Origin of the sequence: Streptomyces sp. NBC_01478 (assembly GCF_036227225.1) — a bacterium.
Lineage (GTDB): Bacteria > Actinomycetota > Actinomycetes > Streptomycetales > Streptomycetaceae > Streptomyces.
In genome coordinates this window covers 9,079,825-9,098,549 of the sequence record NZ_CP109444.1, presented here as the reverse complement: position 1 = coordinate 9,098,549, position 18,725 = coordinate 9,079,825, and the positions used below count along the sequence as shown (strand labels likewise).

At 69.2% G+C, this 18,725-nt stretch carries 17 protein-coding genes and 1 pseudogene; 9 read left to right on the top strand and 9 right to left on the bottom strand.

From position 1 onward, the window contains the following. The first annotated feature begins 103 nt into the window (after positions 1-103). The 6 genes from OG223_RS40755 (at position 104) to OG223_RS40730 (ending at position 6,557) form a co-directional block, all read left to right on the top strand. Positions 104-1,435, top strand: coding sequence for an ABC transporter substrate-binding protein (locus OG223_RS40755; protein WP_329260158.1), 1,332 nt, complete (start codon positions 104-106; stop codon positions 1,433-1,435). A gap of 10 nt (positions 1,436-1,445) precedes the next feature. Next, a complete protein-coding gene (locus OG223_RS40750) occupies positions 1,446-2,333 on the top strand; it encodes a carbohydrate ABC transporter permease (protein ID WP_329260156.1) in 888 nt (295 codons plus the stop codon). Continuing rightward, positions 2,330-3,235, top strand: a complete 906-nt coding sequence (locus OG223_RS40745; protein WP_329260154.1) for a carbohydrate ABC transporter permease — start codon at positions 2,330-2,332, stop codon at positions 3,233-3,235. Before OG223_RS40750 ends, OG223_RS40745 begins: the two co-directional genes overlap by 4 nt. Next, positions 3,232-4,830, top strand: coding sequence for a family 43 glycosylhydrolase (locus OG223_RS40740; protein WP_329260151.1), 1,599 nt, complete (start codon positions 3,232-3,234; stop codon positions 4,828-4,830). Before OG223_RS40745 ends, OG223_RS40740 begins: the two co-directional genes overlap by 4 nt. A gap of 180 nt (positions 4,831-5,010) precedes the next feature. Beyond that, on the top strand, positions 5,011-6,075 hold the full coding sequence (locus tag OG223_RS40735; protein WP_329260148.1) for a LacI family DNA-binding transcriptional regulator: 1,065 nt from the start codon (positions 5,011-5,013) through the stop codon (positions 6,073-6,075). Positions 6,076-6,113: 38 nt separating this feature from the next. Further along, positions 6,114-6,557 (top strand): hypothetical protein, encoded by a 444-nt coding sequence (locus OG223_RS40730; protein WP_329260144.1) that lies wholly within the window; start codon positions 6,114-6,116, stop codon positions 6,555-6,557. A gap of 74 nt (positions 6,558-6,631) precedes the next feature. Here the strand turns inward: OG223_RS40730 and OG223_RS40725 are convergent, their stop codons facing one another. The 6 genes from OG223_RS40725 to OG223_RS40700 all read right to left on the bottom strand — a co-directional run bounded on the left by OG223_RS40725 (position 6,632) and on the right by OG223_RS40700 (position 12,493). Beyond that, positions 6,632-8,125, bottom strand: a complete 1,494-nt coding sequence (locus OG223_RS40725; protein WP_329260141.1) for a class I adenylate-forming enzyme family protein — start codon at positions 8,123-8,125, stop codon at positions 6,632-6,634. Positions 8,126-8,127: 2 nt separating this feature from the next. Further along, positions 8,128-8,943 (bottom strand): arylamine N-acetyltransferase family protein, encoded by an 816-nt coding sequence (locus tag OG223_RS40720; protein ID WP_329260139.1) that lies wholly within the window; start codon positions 8,941-8,943, stop codon positions 8,128-8,130. 7 nt (positions 8,944-8,950) lie between these two features. Next, positions 8,951-10,060: a 3-dehydroquinate synthase II gene (locus OG223_RS40715; protein WP_329260136.1), complete on the bottom strand. Its 1,110-nt coding sequence runs from the start codon at positions 10,058-10,060 to the stop codon at positions 8,951-8,953. Beyond that, on the bottom strand, positions 10,041-10,925 hold the full coding sequence (locus OG223_RS40710; protein ID WP_329260133.1) for a 2-amino-3,7-dideoxy-D-threo-hept-6-ulosonate synthase: 885 nt from the start codon (positions 10,923-10,925) through the stop codon (positions 10,041-10,043). The genes OG223_RS40715 and OG223_RS40710 overlap by 20 nt, the downstream gene beginning before the upstream one ends. 253 nt (positions 10,926-11,178) lie before the next feature. Beyond that, positions 11,179-11,832 carry a ThuA domain-containing protein gene (locus OG223_RS40705; protein ID WP_329260130.1) on the bottom strand — a complete coding sequence of 218 codons (654 nt, stop codon included), beginning with the start codon at positions 11,830-11,832 and terminating at the stop codon, positions 11,179-11,181. Positions 11,833-11,863: 31 nt separating this feature from the next. Next, entirely contained in the window at positions 11,864-12,493 is a 630-nt protein-coding gene (locus tag OG223_RS40700) for a hypothetical protein (protein WP_329260127.1), read from the bottom strand. A gap of 84 nt (positions 12,494-12,577) precedes the next feature. On the opposite strand from OG223_RS40700, the gene OG223_RS40695 reads away from it, so the two are divergent. Together OG223_RS40695 and OG223_RS40690 are read left to right on the top strand one after the other, a co-directional pair. Then, positions 12,578-13,210 (top strand): VOC family protein, encoded by a 633-nt coding sequence (locus OG223_RS40695; protein ID WP_329260124.1) that lies wholly within the window; start codon positions 12,578-12,580, stop codon positions 13,208-13,210. 111 nt (positions 13,211-13,321) lie between these two features. Further along, entirely contained in the window at positions 13,322-13,723 is a 402-nt protein-coding gene (locus OG223_RS40690; RefSeq protein ID WP_329260121.1) for a VOC family protein, read from the top strand. Here the strand turns inward: OG223_RS40690 and OG223_RS40685 are convergent. From OG223_RS40685 to OG223_RS40675, 3 genes and pseudogenes are all read right to left on the bottom strand, one after another. Beyond that, entirely contained in the window at positions 13,720-14,418 is a 699-nt protein-coding gene (locus OG223_RS40685) for a helix-turn-helix domain-containing protein (protein ID WP_329260118.1), read from the bottom strand. The genes OG223_RS40690 and OG223_RS40685 overlap by 4 nt on opposite strands. Positions 14,419-14,428: 10 nt before the next feature. Beyond that, a pseudogene (locus tag OG223_RS40680) lies at positions 14,429-14,548 on the bottom strand (helix-turn-helix transcriptional regulator); the annotation flags it as partial. 67 nt (positions 14,549-14,615) lie between these two features. Beyond that, positions 14,616-15,779 (bottom strand): YihY/virulence factor BrkB family protein, encoded by a 1,164-nt coding sequence (locus OG223_RS40675; RefSeq protein WP_329260115.1) that lies wholly within the window; start codon positions 15,777-15,779, stop codon positions 14,616-14,618. Between the two features lie 463 nt (positions 15,780-16,242). Between OG223_RS40675 and OG223_RS40670 the strand changes: the two genes are divergently transcribed. Further along, complete coding sequence (locus tag OG223_RS40670; RefSeq protein WP_329260112.1) at positions 16,243-18,693, top strand: Pls/PosA family non-ribosomal peptide synthetase; 2,451 nt, start codon at positions 16,243-16,245, stop codon at positions 18,691-18,693. Positions 18,694-18,725: the final 32 nt, after the last annotated feature.

Sequence of the window (18,725 nt, the reverse complement as noted above, 5' to 3'; positions counted from 1 at the left end):
GATCGAAACAATTTGCTGCACGCCTCTTGCTCCTAACAGGCCATCCTGCCTACCTTCCCAGCAACCGGTTTCTACCTCTTCTCTTCCGAAGGAACACGGTCTGATGAACTTCACCAGCCCCCGGAGAAGGTTCGCTCGCGCGGTTGTCGCGGGCCTCGCCCTGACAGGTCTGCTCTCCGCCTGCGGCGGATCCGGCTCGGGAGACAAGACGTCCTCCGGTCCGGTCACCCTCCCCTTCTGGGGCTGGGCCAACGGGCAGGACGCGGTCGTGAAGGCGTTCAACGCCGCTCACCAGGACATCAAGCTCAAGTACACCAAGGTCACCGACCAGTTGACGATGCAGAAGCAGCTCACCAACGCGGTCAAGGCCGGCAACGCGCCCTGCCTGGTGCAGAACACGGCGGAGTACGTGACCACCTGGGTCTCGCAGGGCGCGCTCGCCGACATCTCGAAGTACGTCTCGGCCGACCAGGACAAGTTCAACGCGGGCGCGTGGGCCAGTGCGCAGGTGCAGGGCAAGTCCTATGGCGTGCCGACCAGTTCGGCCCCCGCGTTCACCATCTACCGCACGGACATATTCCAGAAGTACGGCCTCAAGGCACCCACGACCTGGGACGAGTTCATCGCCGCGGGCAAGGTGCTCAAGAAGCACGGCATCAAGATCACCAACTACGCCGGCGAGGACCCGAGCACCCTGGAGGTCCTCGCCATGCAGGCCGGGGCGCACTGGTACGCCATCGACGGCAACTCCTGGAAGGTGGACTTCCAGGACGCGGGCAGCCTCAAGGCCGCCCAGGTGATCCAGGACATCATCGACAACGACCTCGACTCGAAGCTCTCCTTCGCCGACTACGCGGCCGTACAGCGCAACTACGACAACGGCGGCACCGCGACCCGGCAGATCTCCACCTGGCAGATGGCAGGCATGGTGCAGAACTTCACCAAGTCCGACGGCAAGTGGGCGCTGTCGCCCTGGCCGACCTTCGCGGGCGAGGCAGCCAAGACGCCCGCCGGGACCAACCAGAGCGGTGGCGTCACCCTGGTGACCAAGCAGTGCGCGCACCAACAGCAGGCCGCCGAGGCCGCGTTGTGGATGTCGACCGACACCGGCGCGGTGAAGACGATGGCGAGCCCGACCACCGGCAACGGTGTGATGCCGGCGCTGGCCGACAGCAACGCGTACGTCGACGAGGCGATCTCGGACAAACTGCTCGGCACCAACTACGAGCCCGCGAAGAAGGTCGTCACCGACAGCCTGGGCACCGTCACCTCGGACTGGGTGTTCGGCCCGGACTGGACCGCGATGTTCACCGAACTCCAGACGGGCTGGGCGAAGGTGATCAGCAAGGACGAGAAGGTCACCGATCTGCTGGCCCACATGCAGGAGTGGACGGTCAAGGACCTGAAGTCCCGCGGTATCAGCGTCAAGGGCTGAGGCAGCGCCGATGATTCGCTCCCAGCGCTGGAAGGGTGCCGCGTTCACGGTGCCCTTCCAGCTCGGTTTCGTGTTCCTCTACCTGATCCCGATCGGGTACGCCGTCTACGAGTCGCTGTTCGTGGAGCACCAGTCGGGGCTCGGCCTCGGCGGCTCCACGGAGAAGTTCTCCGGCCTCGACAACTACCAACAGGGCCTGACCGACTCGGCGTTCATGAACTCGGTGCTGCGCGTGGTGCTGTTCGCCTGCGTGCAGATCCCGGTGATGCTGCTCGTCAGCCTGCTGCTGGCGCTGTTCCTGGACGCGCTGTCCTCGAAGGTCGCCGGACGTTTTCGCATCCTGCTGCTTGTGCCGTACATGATCCCCGGAGTGGTCGCGGCGATCGTGTGGATCAACCTGTACAGCCCGGACGTCGGCCCGTTGACACCGTTGGGCAAGGTGTTCGGACTGTCCTGGAACTTCTTCGCGCCCTCGATGGTGTGGCCGTCCATCGGCAACCTGCTGACCTGGCACGGCATCGGCTACAACATGGTGATCATCTACGCCGCGCTCCAGGGTGTGCCCCGCGACCTCTTCGAGGCCGCCCGGTTGGACGGCGCCTCCGAGTTCCAGGTCGCCCGCAGCATCAAAATCCCCTACGTGCGCGGGGCGTTGGTGCTGACCGGGATGCTCTCGATCATCCAGATGCTGCAGATCTTCAACGAGCCGGCGCTGTTCCGGAACGTCACCCCGCAGACGGTGAACGACAGTTTCACGCCCATCATGATCATCTACAACCAGGCGTTCAACGCGGGCAACTACCACTACGCGGCGGCCCTTTCGGTGCTGCTGGCCCTCATCCTCGGCCTCGCCTCCTTCCTCTTCTACCGGCTCACCGCGAAGGAGGCCGACGCATGACCCTCACCGAGGACCGCCGGACAGCTCATCAGGTCCGACGGCTCAACAAGCCCGATCCGACGGCCCGTTCACGCGGCGGCCAGCGTTTCCTGCTCGTCGGTCTGGTCCTGGCCAGCGCCTACAGCCTGTTCCCGGTGTGGTGGCTGATCGTCGCCGCGACCAAGAACCGCACGGGCCTGTACCAGAGCAACGGCCTGTGGTTCTCCGGCATGCACCTGTGGGAGAACCTGCGTCAGGTCTTCACCTACGAGAACGGCATCTTCCTGCGCTGGACCGCCAACTCGTTCCTGTACGCGGGTGTCGGCTCCCTCGGCGGCACGCTCATCGCCCTCGCCACGGGCTACGGCCTGGCGCGCTTCGAATTCCCGGGCCGCAGCGCGGTGTTCGCGTGTGTGGTGGGTTCGTTCCTGATCCCGATCGCGCTGCTCACGCTCCCGCTGTACCTGATGTTCTCGAAGATCGGCCTGGTCGACACCCCCTGGGCGATGCTGATCCCCTGCCTGATCAACCCGTTCAGCGTCTACCTCGCCAAGGTGTACACGGAGGCCACGGTCCCCTTCGAACTCCTGGAGGCGGCCCGGCTGGACGGCGCGGGCGAGCTCCGCATCTTCTTCAGCATCGTGCTGCGGATGATGACGACGGGCGGCGCCACGGTGTTCCTGCTCGCGTTCGTGAACACATGGAACGCCTTCTTCCTCCCGCTGACCGTGCTGCGTGGCGAGGAGAACTGGACCCTCAACATCGGCCTCTACAACTGGTCCGGCAAACGCCTGGAGTCGGGCGTCGACCTCACCAGCCTGGTCCTGACCGGCGCGCTGCTGTCCATCGTCCCGATGGCCGTGATGATGGTGGCGATGCGGCGCTACTGGCGTACCGGGGTCACCCTGGGAGCCCTCAAGTGACCTTGCTGCACAACCCTGTTGTCCGAGGCTTCGCCCCCGACCCCTCGATGGTCGGGGTCGGCGACTGGTACTACGTGGCGAACAGTTCCTTCGAGTGGTTCCCGACGATCCCGGTCCACCGCTCACGGGACCTCGCGCACTGGGAGTACGCGGGCCACGTCCGAGGCGCGGTCCCCGGCGACTCCCTGGCGGGCGTCCCGGACTCGGGCGGCATCTGGGCGCCCTCGCTGAGCTGGGACGGCGAGCGGTTCTGGCTGACGTACTCGATCGTCCGCTCGGTCGGCACGCCGTACTTCGACGCCGACACCTACATCACCACGGCCACGGACATCGGCGGGAAGTGGACCGCTCCGCGCCGGGTCGCGAGTCACGGTTTCGACCCGGCACTGTTCCACGACGAGGGCCGGCTGTGGCTGCTCAACCTCCAGAACGACTGTCGCCCCGGCGGCCGGCGCTTCGCGGGCATCGTCGCGACCGAGCTGGACCGCGACACGCTCGCCCCGACCGGTGCGACCCATCTGCTGCTCCAGCACGAACGGCTCGTGGAGGGGCCGAAGTTGGTGCGGCGGGGCGGCTGGTACTACCTGCTGCTCGCGGAGGGCGGCACGGGGTACGAACACGGGGTGCTGGTGGCGCGCAGCCGTACGGTCACCGGTCCGTACGAGCTCGACGACCGCCCCCTCCTGACCTCTAGGGACGATCCGTCGGTGCCGCTGCAGAAGGCGGGCCACGGTGAGCTGGTCGAACTGCCGGGCGGGGACTGGGTGTTGAGCCATCTGACGGCGCGACCGGTCCCGACTCCCGACGGGCCGCGCTGCACCCTGGGCCGCGAGACCGCGATCCAGGCGGTGACCTGGGACGCGGACGGCTGGCCGAGACTGCGGGACGGGGGGTGGCACCCCGCGGAGGAGGTCGCCGTGGCGACGCGATCCGTAGCCCCGGTGGACCAAGCTCCTTGTCCAGAAGGCCCGTTGGGATGGCCGTGGAGCAGTCCGCGCGCGTACCCGGACCCTTCCTGGGCCGACCCAACCGCCCGTCCCGGCTGGATCCGGCTGCGGGGGCGGCACGGACCGGAGTCCCGGTGGGCGCACAGCCTGCTCGCCCAGCGGATCACGGAGCATCGCGCGGAAGCCGAAGTCACCGTAGAAGCACGGCCGTTGACGTTCACGCAGGCGGCGGGGCTGGTGCTCTGGTACGGCGCCGAGGCGTATCTGAGCCTGCATCTGACCTGGGCGGAGCCCGAGGGTGAGGGGCAGCATGGGCAGCAGTGGCGGGACGGCGGTGGACGTACGGTGCTGAGCCTGGTGGAGCGGGACGAGGACGGTACCCGTCGAGTGGCCGTCGTCGAGGTCGAGTTCGGCGACCCGGTGACGCTGGGGGCGACGGTCGAGGGGGCGGATGCCCGGTTCTGGTATCTGCGGGAGGGGGTGCGGACACCGGTCGGACCGGTGCTGGACTTCAGTCGGCTGTCCGACGACTACGGGTCGCGGCTGCGGTTCACCGGTGCGATGGCGGGCATCCATGCCTGGGATCCGGTCGACGGCGCGTTCACCGCCGACTTCGCCCGTTTCCGCCTCGACTGCGTGCCCGGCTGACCCTGTTCGGGGTTTCGAAAGCAGGGGTCGGCGTCATCAGGTGAATTCCCTGGTCTTCCCGCCGTGTTGACACGCACCTATCGTAGGAAGCGCTTTCTGGACGGCTGCCGGCCGGGCCGGGAAAGCAGCGCTGGTCGAAACTTTCGTTGGCCCTCGGGCGGGCTGGAGAGGCGGTACCCGATGGTCCGTACGGGGAGCGCGAGCGTCACGGCGGGGCCGACGCTGGCGGTCGTGGCCCGGGAGGCGGGGGTGTCCGTGCCGACGGCGTCCAAGGTGGTCAACGGCCGGGAGGACGTGGCGCCGGAGACACGGCGGCGGGTGACGGAGGCGCTGGAGCGGCTCGGGTATGTGCGCAGGCCCAGGTTCGACGCGAGCAAGGCGCCGGGGATGATCGACCTGGTGGTGCACTCCTTGGAGAGTTCCTGGTCGGGGGCGGTGCTGCACGGAGTGGAGGAGGCGGCGTACGAGGCCGGTCTCGAGGTGGTGGTCTCGGCCGGGCTGACCCGGACGCGGGCCGACCGGCCCGAACGGGGCTGGCTGGACAGGCTGGTCGGCCGCGGTTCCTCCGGAGTGCTGTTCAATCTGGCGGAGTTGACGCCGTCCCAGTACTCCTGGCTCGACCAGCACCGCATCCCGTTCGTGATGATCGATCCGGTGCACGAGCCGCCGCCGGGCGTGGTGTCGGTCGGCGCGGCCAACTGGCAGGGCGGGGTGACGGCGACCGAGCATCTGCTGTCCCTGGGCCACGAACGCATCGCGGTGATCGCCGGCCACCGCCACAAGATGTGCAGCAGCGCGCGGGTCGCCGGCTACCGCTCCGCGCTCGCCTCCGCCGGGGTGCCCGGCCGCCCCGAGTACATCCGCCACGGCGGCTTCGACCAGGCCGTGGCCCGCACCCGGATGCGCGAACTCCTCGACCTGCCCGAACCGCCCACGGCGGTCTTCGTCTGCTCCGACCGCATGGCGCTCGGCGTCTACGAGGCGCTGGCGGAACGGGAGTTGAGCATCCCGGGCGACATCAGCGTGGTCGGTTTCGACGATCTTCCCGAGGCCCGCTGGGTGACTCCGGCGCTGACCACGATCCGCCAGCCGCTGTCGGAGATGGCGGCCACGGCACTGCGGTTGCTGCTCCGGCTGATGGCCGGTGACCGTCCGGAGGGGACGCGGACGGAGCTGTCGACGCGGTTGGTGGAGCGGGCGAGTACGGGGGCGCCGGGCGGCCGGTACGCCGACCGTAGATCGTGACCACGGCTGCGGGGGCCGCCGGTCGGTAGCCTGCCGATATGGCCATGTCATGGGACAAGCAGCAGTTGATCGCGGACGGCTTCGAGCCCACGTACGTGGACCTGGAGTGGTACGACGGGCCGCGCAAGGGCCTCGCGCTCGTCGACGGTGTCCCGCACTACTACGAGGGACGGGAGTACGACCGCGCCGACGAGGCCGACGAGTACCTCGTGTGGCCCGCGAGCGAGGCAGCGGTGGCGATGGAGCGCGAGCAGTGGGCGATCTTCCTCAGGTACCAGCTTCCCGATGGCGGGCTGGAGGAACATCCGGCGGACGGAGGGGTCGACGCCCGTTACGACGAACTGCAGTTGCTCCTCGCGCCGCACCGTGAGGCGCCGGACGGTGCTCGCCGGCTCGTGGGTGAGGTGCGGTTCGACGACGGGGACGACCGCTACCGGTCAGACGGGGTCGACCACTGGTTCCGGTGGCGCCCGGCCAAGTGAAGCGGGCCACCGCCCCGCCGTACGGGGCAGCGGATCGGTCGTCCGCCGCCCCGTCCCGGCCTGCCGTCGCGGTGTCAGACGAACTGGCCGCCCAGCGCGCGGAGTTGTCCGCGCAGGAACTTGCCGTTCGCGTTGCGGGGCAGCGTGTCCAGCCGGACGACGTCCTGCGGGACCTTGTACCAGGACAGCCTGGACCGGGCCAGGGCGATCAACTCGGCGTCCAGGGCGGCGTCTTCCGCCGGGTCGGCCGGCTCGCTCTCGGGGAGGGTCACCACGTAGGCGCGCAGACTCGTGTCCCCGGCGGGACGGCGCACCGAGCTGACCGCCGCTTCGAGCACGCGCGGGTGGCTCTCCAGGAGCCGTTCGACCTCGCCGGGCACCACGTTCTGCCCGCCGATCACCTCGACGTCGTCCAGCCGGCCGTGCACGTGGATGACACCGTCGTCGTCGATCGACGCCAGGTCCCCGGTCGGCCACCAGGTGTCCGTCGGTTGATCGGGACCCAGACTCCCCCGCGCCACACCCCTGGACGCGAAGTCGACGTAGATGTGCAGCTCGCCCTGCCGGCCCGCCGGCAGCGTCCGGCCGTCGGCGTCGACGATGCGCACCGGCCGGCCGGGCAGGGCGGGGCCGACCGCCGACGGAGCGCTGTACGCGGCGGGCCGGCCCATGGAGATCACGCCGGGCTCGGTGGCGCCGTAGTTGTTGATCAGCCGGTTCCCCAGGATCGGCACCAGTCGCTCGCGCAGCCGTGGCGAGAGGACCTCCCCCGCGCTCGACACCTCACGGAGGCGGCCGAACGTCTCCGCGTGGCCGGGTTCGAGGAGCATCCGGGCCAGGAAGCTCGGCTGTGCGAAGAGGTCGGTGACCTGGTGGCGGTCGATGAGGCCGAGCACCGACGCCGGGGTCGCCCGGGTGCGCGACAGGACGGCGGTCTGTCCCGTGACGAGGGTGGTGAGCACCGAGAAGTGCAGTCCGCCCAGGAAGTACATGCGGGACACCGACAGCCCGACCGTCCTGGTGCCGCCGCTGCTCGGGCCGGGCGGGCCGGGCGGGCCGACGAAGTTGCGGTGCAGGAAGAAGCACAGCTTCGGCGCACCCGTCGTACCGGAGGTGAAGACCGCCAGCGCCGGGGCGTCCCCGCCTTCGGCGAATTCCGGGTCCGGTTCGCCCGCGACCAGGGTCTCGACCTTGATGGCGGGGGCGAAGCCCGGCGTCTCCAGCCGTTCCGCGGTGTCCGGGTCGATCACGGCGAGTGCGGGCTCCACCGTCTCCACGGCCCGGGTCAGGTCCTCCCAGCTCATCTGGACGTTGACCGGGACGGCGACGAGACCGGCCTGCCAGGCGCCGAGCGCGGACCAGACCATCTCCACACTGTCGGGGAGGGCCAGCAGGACCCGGTCACCGCGGCGCAGTCCCGCGGACCGGTAGCCCCGCGCGGCCCGCGCGGCGCCGTCGAAGACCTCGGCGTACGTCCAGGCGCGGCCGTCGGCCAGGAAGGCCGTCCGGCCCAACCACCCTCTGGCGTGGGCGAGTCGGGCCAGATCCTCGGTCACGTTTCCGGCCATGGCTACGCACGCCCCTCTCCGGCGGCGGCCGGCGCCGCGGTCCTGTCCGGGATCTTCGGCACCTGGTCGAGATGGATGCCGAACCAGGTCCCGAGCGCCTCCTTCAGCCCTTCCTCGGTGACGATCCGCTCCCTGGTGCGCTCGCCGCCCTGTTCCTTGATGAGGACCCGGTTCGCGAGCGTGACCTTTCCGTCCTCCCGGGGCTGGACACAGATCAGCCGGTTCCTGAAGGGCGAGTCGGGGGCGGTCTGGTACCACCACATGGAAGGGAGACCGAATTCGATTTTCCGGGGCCTCATTTCCATCCGATAGAGCGGCGAGCCGTCTCGGAAGACGTCGATGTCCCCTTCGGCGGTCTCGTCGGCAAGGTAAGCACCGTGCGGGTCGTACTGCGGTGTGCGCAGATCCAGCCGCATGGGCCATCGGCTGTGACTTCCCTGCCCCACGTCCACGAGCCAGGAATGTCCGTCCGGTTCATCGGTCTCCACCCGAAGCGCCAGATGACCGATAGGACTGTCCAGCACCTCACCGCGGTAGATGCAGCCGGCCAGCAGGGTGACATGGAATCCGAGCGCTTCCAGCAGCATCGCGAAAGCGGAATTCAGCTCGAAACACCCACCGCCGCGCCGCTCGCGCACGATCTTCTTGACCGCGTCCAGCGAGTACGGAATCGTTTCCCCGAGAAGGAAGAACAGGTTCTCGAACGGAACGGACAGCACATGGCGTTCGTGAAGATGACGCAGGGCCTCCGCGTCCACCCGCTCCGGCCGCTTGGCGCCTATGCGGTGCAGATAGGCGTCGATGAGTTCGTCGTCCATGGCGCTCTCACTTCTCCAGGCAGAACTCGTTGATGGGATAGCCGACATGACGGTCCTCGGCCGGCAGATATCCCAATACGCGGTCGCCGGGCTTGAGTTCGGTGCTGTTCAGCACCGCCCCGCCCGGGCCGAGCACCCGTACGTGCCAGTCGTCCTGCAGAATCAGATTGACGGCACGACCGTCGTCGGATGTCGCGTCGATGGAGATGAGCGGCCGGCTCTCTATCTTGACCCGCCCGACGGTGACGATGCGCGTCTGGCCCTTGACGTCCACGGCCATGACCTTGCTGCCGGACTTCAGCTCGCTGAGGTAGTGGGTACGTCCGTCACGGGAAAGCGTGTAGGAGTGAATGGCCCCCGCGTTCACCCGGAAAGGCCGGGTCGGCATATACGGAAGGGGGTGCGTCTCGCTCACGCAGAGGATCATCCCCTTGGAGTGCGAGCCGACCAGGATCCCCTCGTCCTCACGGAAGTGGCTGCACGTGTCGACGCAGGCCCGCTCCCCCATGCCCACATGCTCGGTGGCGACCACCGTGAGCTCGACCAGATCGAGGGGCTGGGTCACGACGGCGGACGCCTGCTTGAGGGCGGTGGCGTCGCCCACGGCGTTCGGCGCCAACATCACGCCGTCCGAGCCGTGTTCGAGCACCCCGAAGATGATCTCCGCCTCCGTTACGTCCCCGGCGACGGTGATGAGGCTGCCCTCGGCGCCGGCGGCGGCCGCGATGACGATCTCCAGCGGAATCTTCGTGGGATCACGGAACAGCAGCAGACTCCACTGCTCCGTACGGGCCGACTGACAGGCGTCCTCCAGCGTCCCCGCGTCGACGATCTCCACGAACCGTCCGAACTCGACTTCCGGAAACACCACCGAGAGTTCCGCGGGCGTCCCGTGCACACGTGGATCGACGATCACCACGTCGGCCGCGCCGAGATCGTCGGGAAGCTCCGCGAGCTCCCGGCCGTGCGGGAAGAAGATCTTCTTGACCGTGGGGGGCAGGTCCGCGAGGTCCACCAGGCTGTCCGAGACGATGCCGTCCAGCCGCTGGTGCAACGCCTCTTCGAGAAGTGCCCGCTTGTCGGCGGCACCCCGGACATCAAGCCACGTGAGCTTCATGATTTCCCATCTCCTTCATGTCTTTCAGGTCTTTCGTGCCGTGCGCGCGGAACTCCACCGGAGCGGGCGGAGGTACGTCCCCGTGCACGAGGCGGGCCAATTCGCGTGTCATGGCGGCCGGGTTGTCGGATTCGAAGATGTTCCGGCCCATGGCGATCCCGGCCGCACCGCCGCGAAGTGCCGCATCTACGAATTCCAGCAACGCTTTCTCATGGCCGACCCGTGGTCCGCCGGCCACCAGAATCGGTACCGGACAGGACGCCGTCAGGCGCAGCATGTCCATATCCGATGCGAGGGCGTAGGTCTTGATCAGGTCGGCCCCGAGTTCGGCCGCGACGGTCACGGCGGCGGAGACCAGCGCCGGATCACGAGGGTCGGTGACGCGCGGCCCTCTGGGATACATCATCGCCATCAGCGGAATGTTCCAGCGGTCGCAGGCTTCTGCCACGACCGCCATGTCGGCTATCTGCCGGGCCTCTTCACGGGAACCGACGTTGACGTGCACGCTGACCGCGTCGGCGCCGAGCCGCAATGCCTCTTCGACGGTGGCGACCAGGCATTTCGCATCGGGGTCGGGGGCGTGGGCGGTGCTCGCGCTCAAATGCACGATGAGCGACGTCTGAGTGAACCAGGCCGGATCCACACGGCGGACGTTTCCCTTGTGCAGGACCACGGCGTCGGCGCCGTTCGTCGCCAACTGACCGACCAGTCGGTTGAGTCCGAAACCGCCCCCGGCAATGGGCCCGTCCGTCAGCGGATGGTCCAGCGGAACGACCAGCATGCGCCGTGGATTTCGTCTGTAGAGCCGAAGCAGCCGCAGTTTGCGGGCGCTCGAAGCGCCGTCGAAGATGTGCATCTCGTCCATTCCCATTCCGTGCTCGGCCGGCTGTCCGGTCTCCAGAAGTGGGCTCATCGGGGCGCCCGCTGTGGTCGTCTACGGCTGCCGGCCGAGCGAGGTTCACCGAGAGATCCGGACACTTGAGACGCGGCTGTTCCGGCCGTGGGACGAGCCCGGTTTCCTCCTGCGAACAGAACGAACCGGGCTCACTGGCGATGCACGGGCCCTGGCTGCGCACGGGGCCCTGGCGATGTACGGGGCCCTGGCGGTGTGCGGGCTGCTAGCTCAGCCCCGCCGCCCAGTTGATGCCGCCGAGCAGATGGGCGCGGAAGTCCGGGTCCTCGTACGCCTCCGAGGCGTGCCCCAGGGCCGTGTAGAAGACCCGGCCGTCGCCCTTCCCGTGGCACCACGCCAGGGGGTGGTCGGCGCCCATCCGGCCGCCCTCGTAGGAGGATTCGTCGGCGGAGACGAGGACGTGCGTCGAACTCCGCGGGCTGGTGCGGAAGTCGTACCACTCGTCCGTGAACTGCCATAGGGCAGGCAGGTGTTGAGTGGACGGGTGCGTGCGGTCCTCGACGACCGCCCGGCCGGGCTGGTGGGCGGGGTGCCGGTCGAAGCGGGCCCCGAGGAGGTCGCCGTAGTACGGCCAGTCGTACTCGGTGCAGGCCGCGGCGTGGATGCCGACGAAGCCACCGCCCGACTCGACGTAGGCGGTGAGGAGTTGGCGGCCCGTCGGGGTCAGGACCTCGCCGCTGGTGGAGAGGAAGACGACGGCCGCGTAGTCGTCCAGGTGGCTTTCGAAGGCTGCCGGGTCCTCGGTGGCGTCGACCTCGAAGGGGCCGAGGGTGCGTATGGCGGTCACCGCGGCCGGGATGGAGTGGTGGCGGTAGTCGGTGGTGCGGGTGAAGACGAGGAGGCGGGGTGCGGCGGCCATGCCAAGGAGCCTAGTTGGCGTCCCCGGGCGCTCAACCGCCCTTCCCCACGCTGTTGTCGGGTGCCCCGTCCCCGTTAGTCGGCAGGTCGCCGCGTTCCACGGGTGAGGTGACCGCGCGGGCGGGCGGGAGGACGACGGTGAGTTCGCTCTCGTACGGGCGGCGGACCGATCCGACGGCCTTGCGCAGGAGGGCGCGGCTCACCTTGCCCTGTTCGGCGCCGACGTGCACGAGGTGGCCCTTCTGCGCGAGCACGTACTCGATCTGCCCTCCGCCGGTTCGATACCAGGCGGCCCCGTCGCGTACGCAGGTCATGTGCTCGGTGTACGCCGCCTGCGTCGCGCAGTTCGCGTCGGTCATCGTGCCCGGCTCCACGCGCAGGTTGATCACGGCACCGGTCTTCAGCAAGGTGTAGGCGATGGAGAGACCGACGTCCGACGCGCCGACCGACTGCTGGGCGAGCGTGAATCCGGGCGGGTCGATCACGTAGACCAGGTCGGGGTCGAGGCCCAACGCCTTTGCGCGGGAGGCGAGTTCGGTCGGATCGGCGGGGGACGCGGAGGCCTTCGGGTCCGCGGTGCCGGCGCCCGCCTTCTCGGTACCGCAGCCCGCGAGCAGCAAGGGCAGCAGCAACAGCGGCAGGACGCGCGCGGTACGGATCATGCGCCCATCCTGCCGTACAGGCGTTCCACAGGTGAGGGGCTTTCCCCTCCTGTGGTGCGGCCCCGCCGCGTAGCCTGGGTGGGGATGAATGCCGTTCCCGCACGTCTCGACCATCTCGTCCTCGCCACCCCCGAACTGGCGGCGACGGTCACCCACTTCACCGAGCGCACCGGCATCGCGCCGGTCGCGGGCGGTGCCCATGTCGGGCGCGGCACCCGCAACTACCTTGTCTCTCTGGGTGGTTCGCGTTACCTGGAGATCATCGGTCCGGACCTGGAGCAGCCCGCACCGTCGGCTCCGCGCCCCTTCGGTCTCGAGGGACTGGCCGCCGCCCGGACGGTGACCTGGGCGCTCTCCCCGCCCGACCTGGACGCGGCGGTCGCGGCGGCCCGTGCGCAGGGGTACGACCCCGGGCCCGTGCGGGCGATGAGCCGCCGGAGGCCGGACGGCACGCTGCTGGAGTGGCGGCTCACCGACGGGGCCACGGCGCATCCCTCCGGCCTGGTGCCGTTCCTCATCGACTGGAGTTCCTCGCCCCACCCGACCACCGCGGGCCTGCCCGTCGCACCGCTGCTGGAGCTGACGGCGACGGCTCCGGTCCCGGACGAGATCCGCCCGCTGCTGTCCGCCGTGGGCGCGGAACTGCCGCTGGCCGAGGGTCCGGTGGGTCTGTCGTTCACGGTGAACACTCCGCGGGGAGCGGTGACCTTCGGCTGAGGAGCCCGAGGAGCCCGCTTCGGCACGACGTCGACGAGTGGGCGCTCCGACACGACCGCCGTGTCCGATTCCTTCAAGACCAGTTGTCCCGCCCCCGCCTACCGTGGCGCCATGACTCCACGATTCGACGCGATCGGCCTGGTCGTCTCCGACATGGCCGCCTCTGTCGCCTTCTACCGTCGGCTCGGTTTCGGGTTCCCCGAGGGTGCCGGGAGCCAGCCGCACGCGGAGGCCCAACTGCCCGGTGGGCTGCGGCTGTTGCTGGACACGGACGACACCGTCCGCTCGTTCCACGCGGGTTGGCGGCCGCCCACCGGGGGCAACGGCCGGGCCGCACTCGCCCTGCTCTGCGACGACCCCGCCGAAGTCGACCGGGTCTACGGGGAGTTGACCGGCGCCGGGCACCACGGCGAGCTCAAGCCGTGGGACGCCTTCTGGGGCCAGCGGTACGCCGTCGTGCACGACCCCGACGGCAACGGCGTGGACCTCTTCGCCCCGCTGAGCACGTCCTAGCCGGCGCGGCCGAGCAGCTCCCCCAGCGGTATCCCCGCGAACTCCTTGACGTCCCGGGCGAGATGGGCCTGGTCCGCGTAGCCGGACCGGGCCGCCGTCTCCGCGAACGGGACTCCGGCGCGGGCCAGCGCGAGGGCTCGTTGGAGGCGCAGCACCCGGGCGAGGGTCTTGGGGCCGTAGCCGAACGCGGCCAGTGAGCGCCGGTGCAACTGGCGGGCGCCGAGGCCGAGTTCGTCGGCGGTGGCGGCGACGGGGCGGCCGGTGTCGAGGGCCGCCACGAGGTGTCGTAGCAGCGGATCGGGTGGGGGTGTCTCGGCGGCGCGGCGCAGGGCCAGTTCCTCCAGTGCGGTCGCCGGGTCGGAGGCCGTGTCGATGCGGGTGCGCAGGCGTCGGACCGTCGCGGCGGGCCAGAGGTCGGTGAGGTCGACCCGGCGGTCGCGGAGTTCGTGTGCGGGGACGCCCAGGTAGGTGGGCGCGGTGCCGGGGGCGAAGCGGAGGCCGGCCCAGCGCGCGGGTTCGCTCCCGGGGACGTACGCGCGGGTGTCGGGGCCCGCGACCAGCAGGCGGCCCTCGTTCCAGAGGAGGTCCATGCAGCCGTCGGGCAGGACGGGGTGCACCCGGGCGGCGGTGGGGTCCCCGATGGTCCGGCTCCACACGACCGCGCCCGGCAGCCGGGACGCCCGCTCCACGTACACAGCCGACAGGCTACGCCGACCGCGTCCGGTGCTCCTGCGGGCTCACGCCGTAGACCCGTTTGAAGGCGCCGGACAGGGCGAACGCGCTGCCGTGGCCGACCTGGCCGGCGATCGCGCCGATGGTGTCCTCGTGGCTGGTCGCGCCCACGCGGCGGAGCCGCACATCGACACAGCCCCGCGCCGCTTTGGGGCGCGCCCTACTTCTCCGGCGTCTGTGAGTTCCCGGGCCCCTTGTGGGTGCTCTTCGCGTGGGTGCGGAGCCTGGACGTCACGTCCTCCGGAGGCAGGAAGCGGGACCAGCGTTCCGGGAACTCCGAGGGCATGTAGGAGTCGTCGGGGTCGTCGTCGTCCTCGCCGTCCCGGGCGCGGACCGCGGCCATCCGGGCGACGTACTCGGCTACCTGCTCCTCCTGGCGGCGTTCGTTGGCGGCGCGGGCGGCGGCGGTCGCGGCGGCCGGCCAGACGCGGTCGATGGCCGCGTTGACGGCGGCGCCGACGAGCACGGCGAACGCGGACACGCCGATCCACAGCAGGACGGCGACGGGCGCGGCGAGGGAGCCGTAGATGGTGGGGCCCTCGACCGTACCGGTGAGGTAGATGCGCAGCAGGTAGCTGCCGAGCACCCACATGGCGAGGGCGACCAGGGAGCCGGGCACGTCCTCGATCCACGGGGAGCGGACGGGGACGGACACGTGGTACAGCGTCGTCAGGAAGACGACGGACAGGACGATGACGACGGGCCAGTACAGGACCTGCACGACCGTCTCCGACCACGGCACCACGTTCACCACGGCGTCGGGGCCCGCCACCATCAGCGGCAGCGCGATCGAGCCGATCAGCAGGGCCGCGACGAACAGCGCGAAGGACACGATGCGGGTCTTGACGATGCCGCGTACGCCGTCGAGGCCGTACATGACGGTGATCGTGTCGATGAAGACGTTGACCGCGCGGGAGCCCGACCACAGGGCGAACAGGAAGCCGATGGAGATGACGTCGGGCCGGCCGCCCTTCATGACGTCGTGCAGGATCGGCTGGGCGATCTCGTGGACGCCCTTGTCGGACAGGACGGTCCGGGACGCCTCCAGGATGTTGTTCTCCAGGCCGGCGATGCTGTCGGCGCCGGTCCAACTGTCGACGTAGCCGAGCAGGCCGATGAGGCTCAGCAGGAGCGGCGGCACGGACAGCAGCGTGAAGAACGCGGCCTCGGCCGCGAGGCCCAGGATGCGGTACTCCATGCAGGAGTTGACGGTGTCCTTGACCAGCAGCCAGGCGGTCCTGCGCTTGGAGACGTTCCGGTAGAGGGCACGCGCCCGGTGGAACCGGCCGGCCGGCCGCTCGGGGGGTTCACTTGCTGACTGCACGTCCTAAAGGTATCCGGCGCGCCGGGATGCACTCGCCCCCCGGGGTCACCGGCCGGGACGGGGCGCCCACGGGACGGTGATGTCATGCTCGCGCTGGCCGAAACTTTTCGGCCGGGAATTCGAAATGGCTTTCGATATTTTAAGGGTTGTTTTGAAGAGTGTCCCGGTGAGGACTTCGGCCGTCAATCCTGATTGACCCGCAGCGCACCCCGCGAAGACGAAAAAGCGCCATTGCCCAAAACGGCCTTGACCCGTTCCAGAATGTCCAGAAATAATCCGGACTGCATTCGTTGCGCACGTTGGGACGACGTCAGCGCACACGACTCGGGGGAATCACATTGGGTCCATGACCGGGACCCCGTCCCAGAAATCTACTTTCACCCCACCCGTTTCGCGTGTGCCGTATTCGTCTTTGGCGATTTTGGCAATTCAAAGACAATGATCAGCACCAAGGAGCCACGTGGTGGGAAAACCCGGCACCGTCACCGAGACCGTCCTCGCGGAGGTCCTGGCCGGTGTCGTACGCAAGGAAGACATACCCCTCGACAGTCACTTCTTCGACGACCTGGGGGCCAACTCGCTGGTGATGGCGCACTTCTGCGCCCGGGTCAGAAAACGCGAGGATCTGCCGTCGGTGTCGATGCGGGACGTCTACGGATATCCGACGATCCGCAGCCTGGCGGCGGCGCTCGCCGACACCCCCGAGCCCGCCGCAGTGGTCGAGGCGGCGGAGACGCCGGCCGGGAGCACAGCGCGCTATCTGCTGTGCGGGGCGCTTCAGTTCCTCGTTTTCGCGCTGTATTGCGCGCTCGCCGGGATGGTCACCGGACGCGGCTACGAATGGGTTTCCTCCGGTAACGGAGTCGTCCAGGTATATCTGCGGTCCGCGATATTCGGCGGCGCGGTGTTCATCGGCGTGTGCACGGTGCCGGTGGTGGCCAAGTGGGTTCTCGTGGGCCGCTGGAAGGAGACCGAGTTCCCGGTCTGGGGCCTCGCCTACGTCCGGTTCTGGACGGTCAAGGCGCTGCTGCACGCCAACCCGATGGTCCTGTTCGCCGGCAACCCGCTCTACGTCCTGTATCTGCGCGCCCTCGGCGCCCGGATCGGCAAGGGCGTCACGATCCTGTCCCACTCCGTGCCGGTCTGTACCGACCTGCTGACCATCGGTGCCGGAACGGTCATCCGCAAGGACACCTTCTTCCTCTGCTACCAGGCGCACGCCGGGCGCATCCGCACCGGCCGCGTCACGCTCGGCAGCGAGGTGTACGTGGGCGAGAAGACCGTCCTCGACATCGGCACGGTCATGGGCGACGGGTCCCAACTCGGCCATTCCTCCGCCCTGTACGACGGCGCCCAGGTCCCGGCGGGCGGGCGGGCGCACGGCTCCCCGGCCCAGCCCACGGACGTCGACTACGTCCGGATCCCGGCCGCGGACTGCTCGACGCCGCGCCGCTTCGGCTACGGCCTGACCGCCCTCCTGCAGATGCTGCTGGTCTACGTCCCGCTCGCGCTCGGCGGCACCTACATGGCGCTGACCGTGGTCCCGGCCCTCGACCACCTGCTGGATCCGAACACCCACGACCTCGACTCGGCCCGGTTCTACGGCGAGGCGCTGGGCCTGTCCCTGGTGGCGTTCGTCGGGTTCGTCGTGCTCGGCTTCGCCTCCGTGTCGCTGCTGCCCCGGCTGCTCCGTCCGCTGCTGCGCCCCGACCGGGTGTATCCGCTGTACGGCTTCCACTACTCGGTGCAGCGCGCGGTGGCGCGGATGACCAACCTGAAGTTCTTCAAGTGGCTGTACGGCGACAGCTCGTACATCGTCGGCTATCTGAAGGCGATCGGCTACGACCTCGGCGAGGTGGAGCAGACCGGCTCCAACTTCGGTACGGAGGTGCAGCACGAGACGCCGTATCTGGCCACGGTGGGAAGCGGCACGATGGTCGCGGACGGTCTGTCGATCGTCAACGCGGACTTCTCCAGTACGTCGTTCAGGCTCTCGCGCGCTGTGATCGGGCCGCGCAACTTCCTGGGCAACAACATCGCCTACCCCTCGGGCGGCCGCACCGGCGACAACTGTCTGCTCGCCACGAAGGTGATGGTGCCGATCGACGGCGAACTCCGGGAGGGCGTGGGCCTGTTGGGCTCGCCCTGCTTCGAGATCCCGCGCTCGGTGGAGCGTGACAGCCGCTTCGACCATCTGCGCGAGGGCGACGAGCTGAAGCGCCGGCTGGCCGCGAAGAACCGCTCCAACCTGCGCTCGATGGGCCTGTACCTGTTCGTGCGCTGGCTGCACTGGTTCGTGCTCACCGTGCTCGGCTTCGCCGCCGTCGACCTGTACGGGGGCGAGGGCATCGGCGGGGGGCTGCTGATCGGCGCGTCCCTGATGCTCGGGCTCGGCTTCACCGCCGGGTACTACGTGCTGGTGGAGCGCATGGTCGGCGGATTCCGGCCGCTGGAGCCGAAGTTGTGCTCGATCTACGACCCGTACTTCTGGTGGCACGAGCGGCTGTGGAAGGTGCCGGACACCTACATCCAGGTGTTCAACGGGACACCGTTCAAGAACCTGATCTGGCGGCTGCTGGGCGTACGCATGGGCCGCAGGATCTTCGACGACGGTGCCTACATCACCGAGCGCACGCTGACCACGATCGGCGACGACTGCACGCTGGCGGCGCACACCAAGGTGCAGTCGCACTCGCAGGAGGACGGCACCTTCAAGTCCGAAATGATCACCATCGGCGCCCGCTGCACCCTCGGGGTGGGTGCGCTCGTCCACTACGGCGTGTCGATGGGCGACGGGGCCGAACTGGCCGCCGACTCCTTCCTGATGAAGGGCGAGGAGATGCCGGCGCGGTCGCGATGGGGCGGGAATCCGGCGGTGGCGCCTCGGCGTGCCGGACAGCACATGGCTCCCTGACGGCTCGTGCCGCAGGGGGAAGGAAACAGGGG

Excerpts from the sequence above, each read along its gene's own strand:
- OG223_RS40725 (WP_329260141.1), bottom strand. The coding sequence starts at position 8,125 with ATGGCCGGAAACGTGACCGAGGATCTGGCCCGACTCGCCCACGCCAGA.
- OG223_RS40705 (WP_329260130.1), bottom strand. The coding sequence starts at position 11,832 with ATGGCCGCCGCACCCCGCCTCCTCGTCTTCACCCGCACCACCGACTAC.
- OG223_RS40715 (WP_329260136.1), bottom strand. The coding sequence starts at position 10,060 with ATGAAGCTCACGTGGCTTGATGTCCGGGGTGCCGCCGACAAGCGGGCA.
- OG223_RS40710 (WP_329260133.1), bottom strand. The coding sequence starts at position 10,925 with ATGGACGAGATGCACATCTTCGACGGCGCTTCGAGCGCCCGCAAACTG.
- OG223_RS40700 (WP_329260127.1), bottom strand. The coding sequence starts at position 12,493 with ATGATCCGTACCGCGCGCGTCCTGCCGCTGTTGCTGCTGCCCTTGCTG.
- OG223_RS40735 (WP_329260148.1), top strand. The coding sequence starts at position 5,011 with ATGGTCCGTACGGGGAGCGCGAGCGTCACGGCGGGGCCGACGCTGGCG.
- OG223_RS40695 (WP_329260124.1), top strand. The coding sequence starts at position 12,578 with ATGAATGCCGTTCCCGCACGTCTCGACCATCTCGTCCTCGCCACCCCC.
- OG223_RS40745 (WP_329260154.1), top strand. The coding sequence starts at position 2,330 with ATGACCCTCACCGAGGACCGCCGGACAGCTCATCAGGTCCGACGGCTC.
- OG223_RS40755 (WP_329260158.1), top strand. The coding sequence starts at position 104 with ATGAACTTCACCAGCCCCCGGAGAAGGTTCGCTCGCGCGGTTGTCGCG.
- OG223_RS40750 (WP_329260156.1), top strand. The coding sequence starts at position 1,446 with ATGATTCGCTCCCAGCGCTGGAAGGGTGCCGCGTTCACGGTGCCCTTC.
- OG223_RS40690 (WP_329260121.1), top strand. The coding sequence starts at position 13,322 with ATGACTCCACGATTCGACGCGATCGGCCTGGTCGTCTCCGACATGGCC.
- OG223_RS40720 (WP_329260139.1), bottom strand. The coding sequence starts at position 8,943 with ATGGACGACGAACTCATCGACGCCTATCTGCACCGCATAGGCGCCAAG.
- OG223_RS40730 (WP_329260144.1), top strand. The coding sequence starts at position 6,114 with ATGGCCATGTCATGGGACAAGCAGCAGTTGATCGCGGACGGCTTCGAG.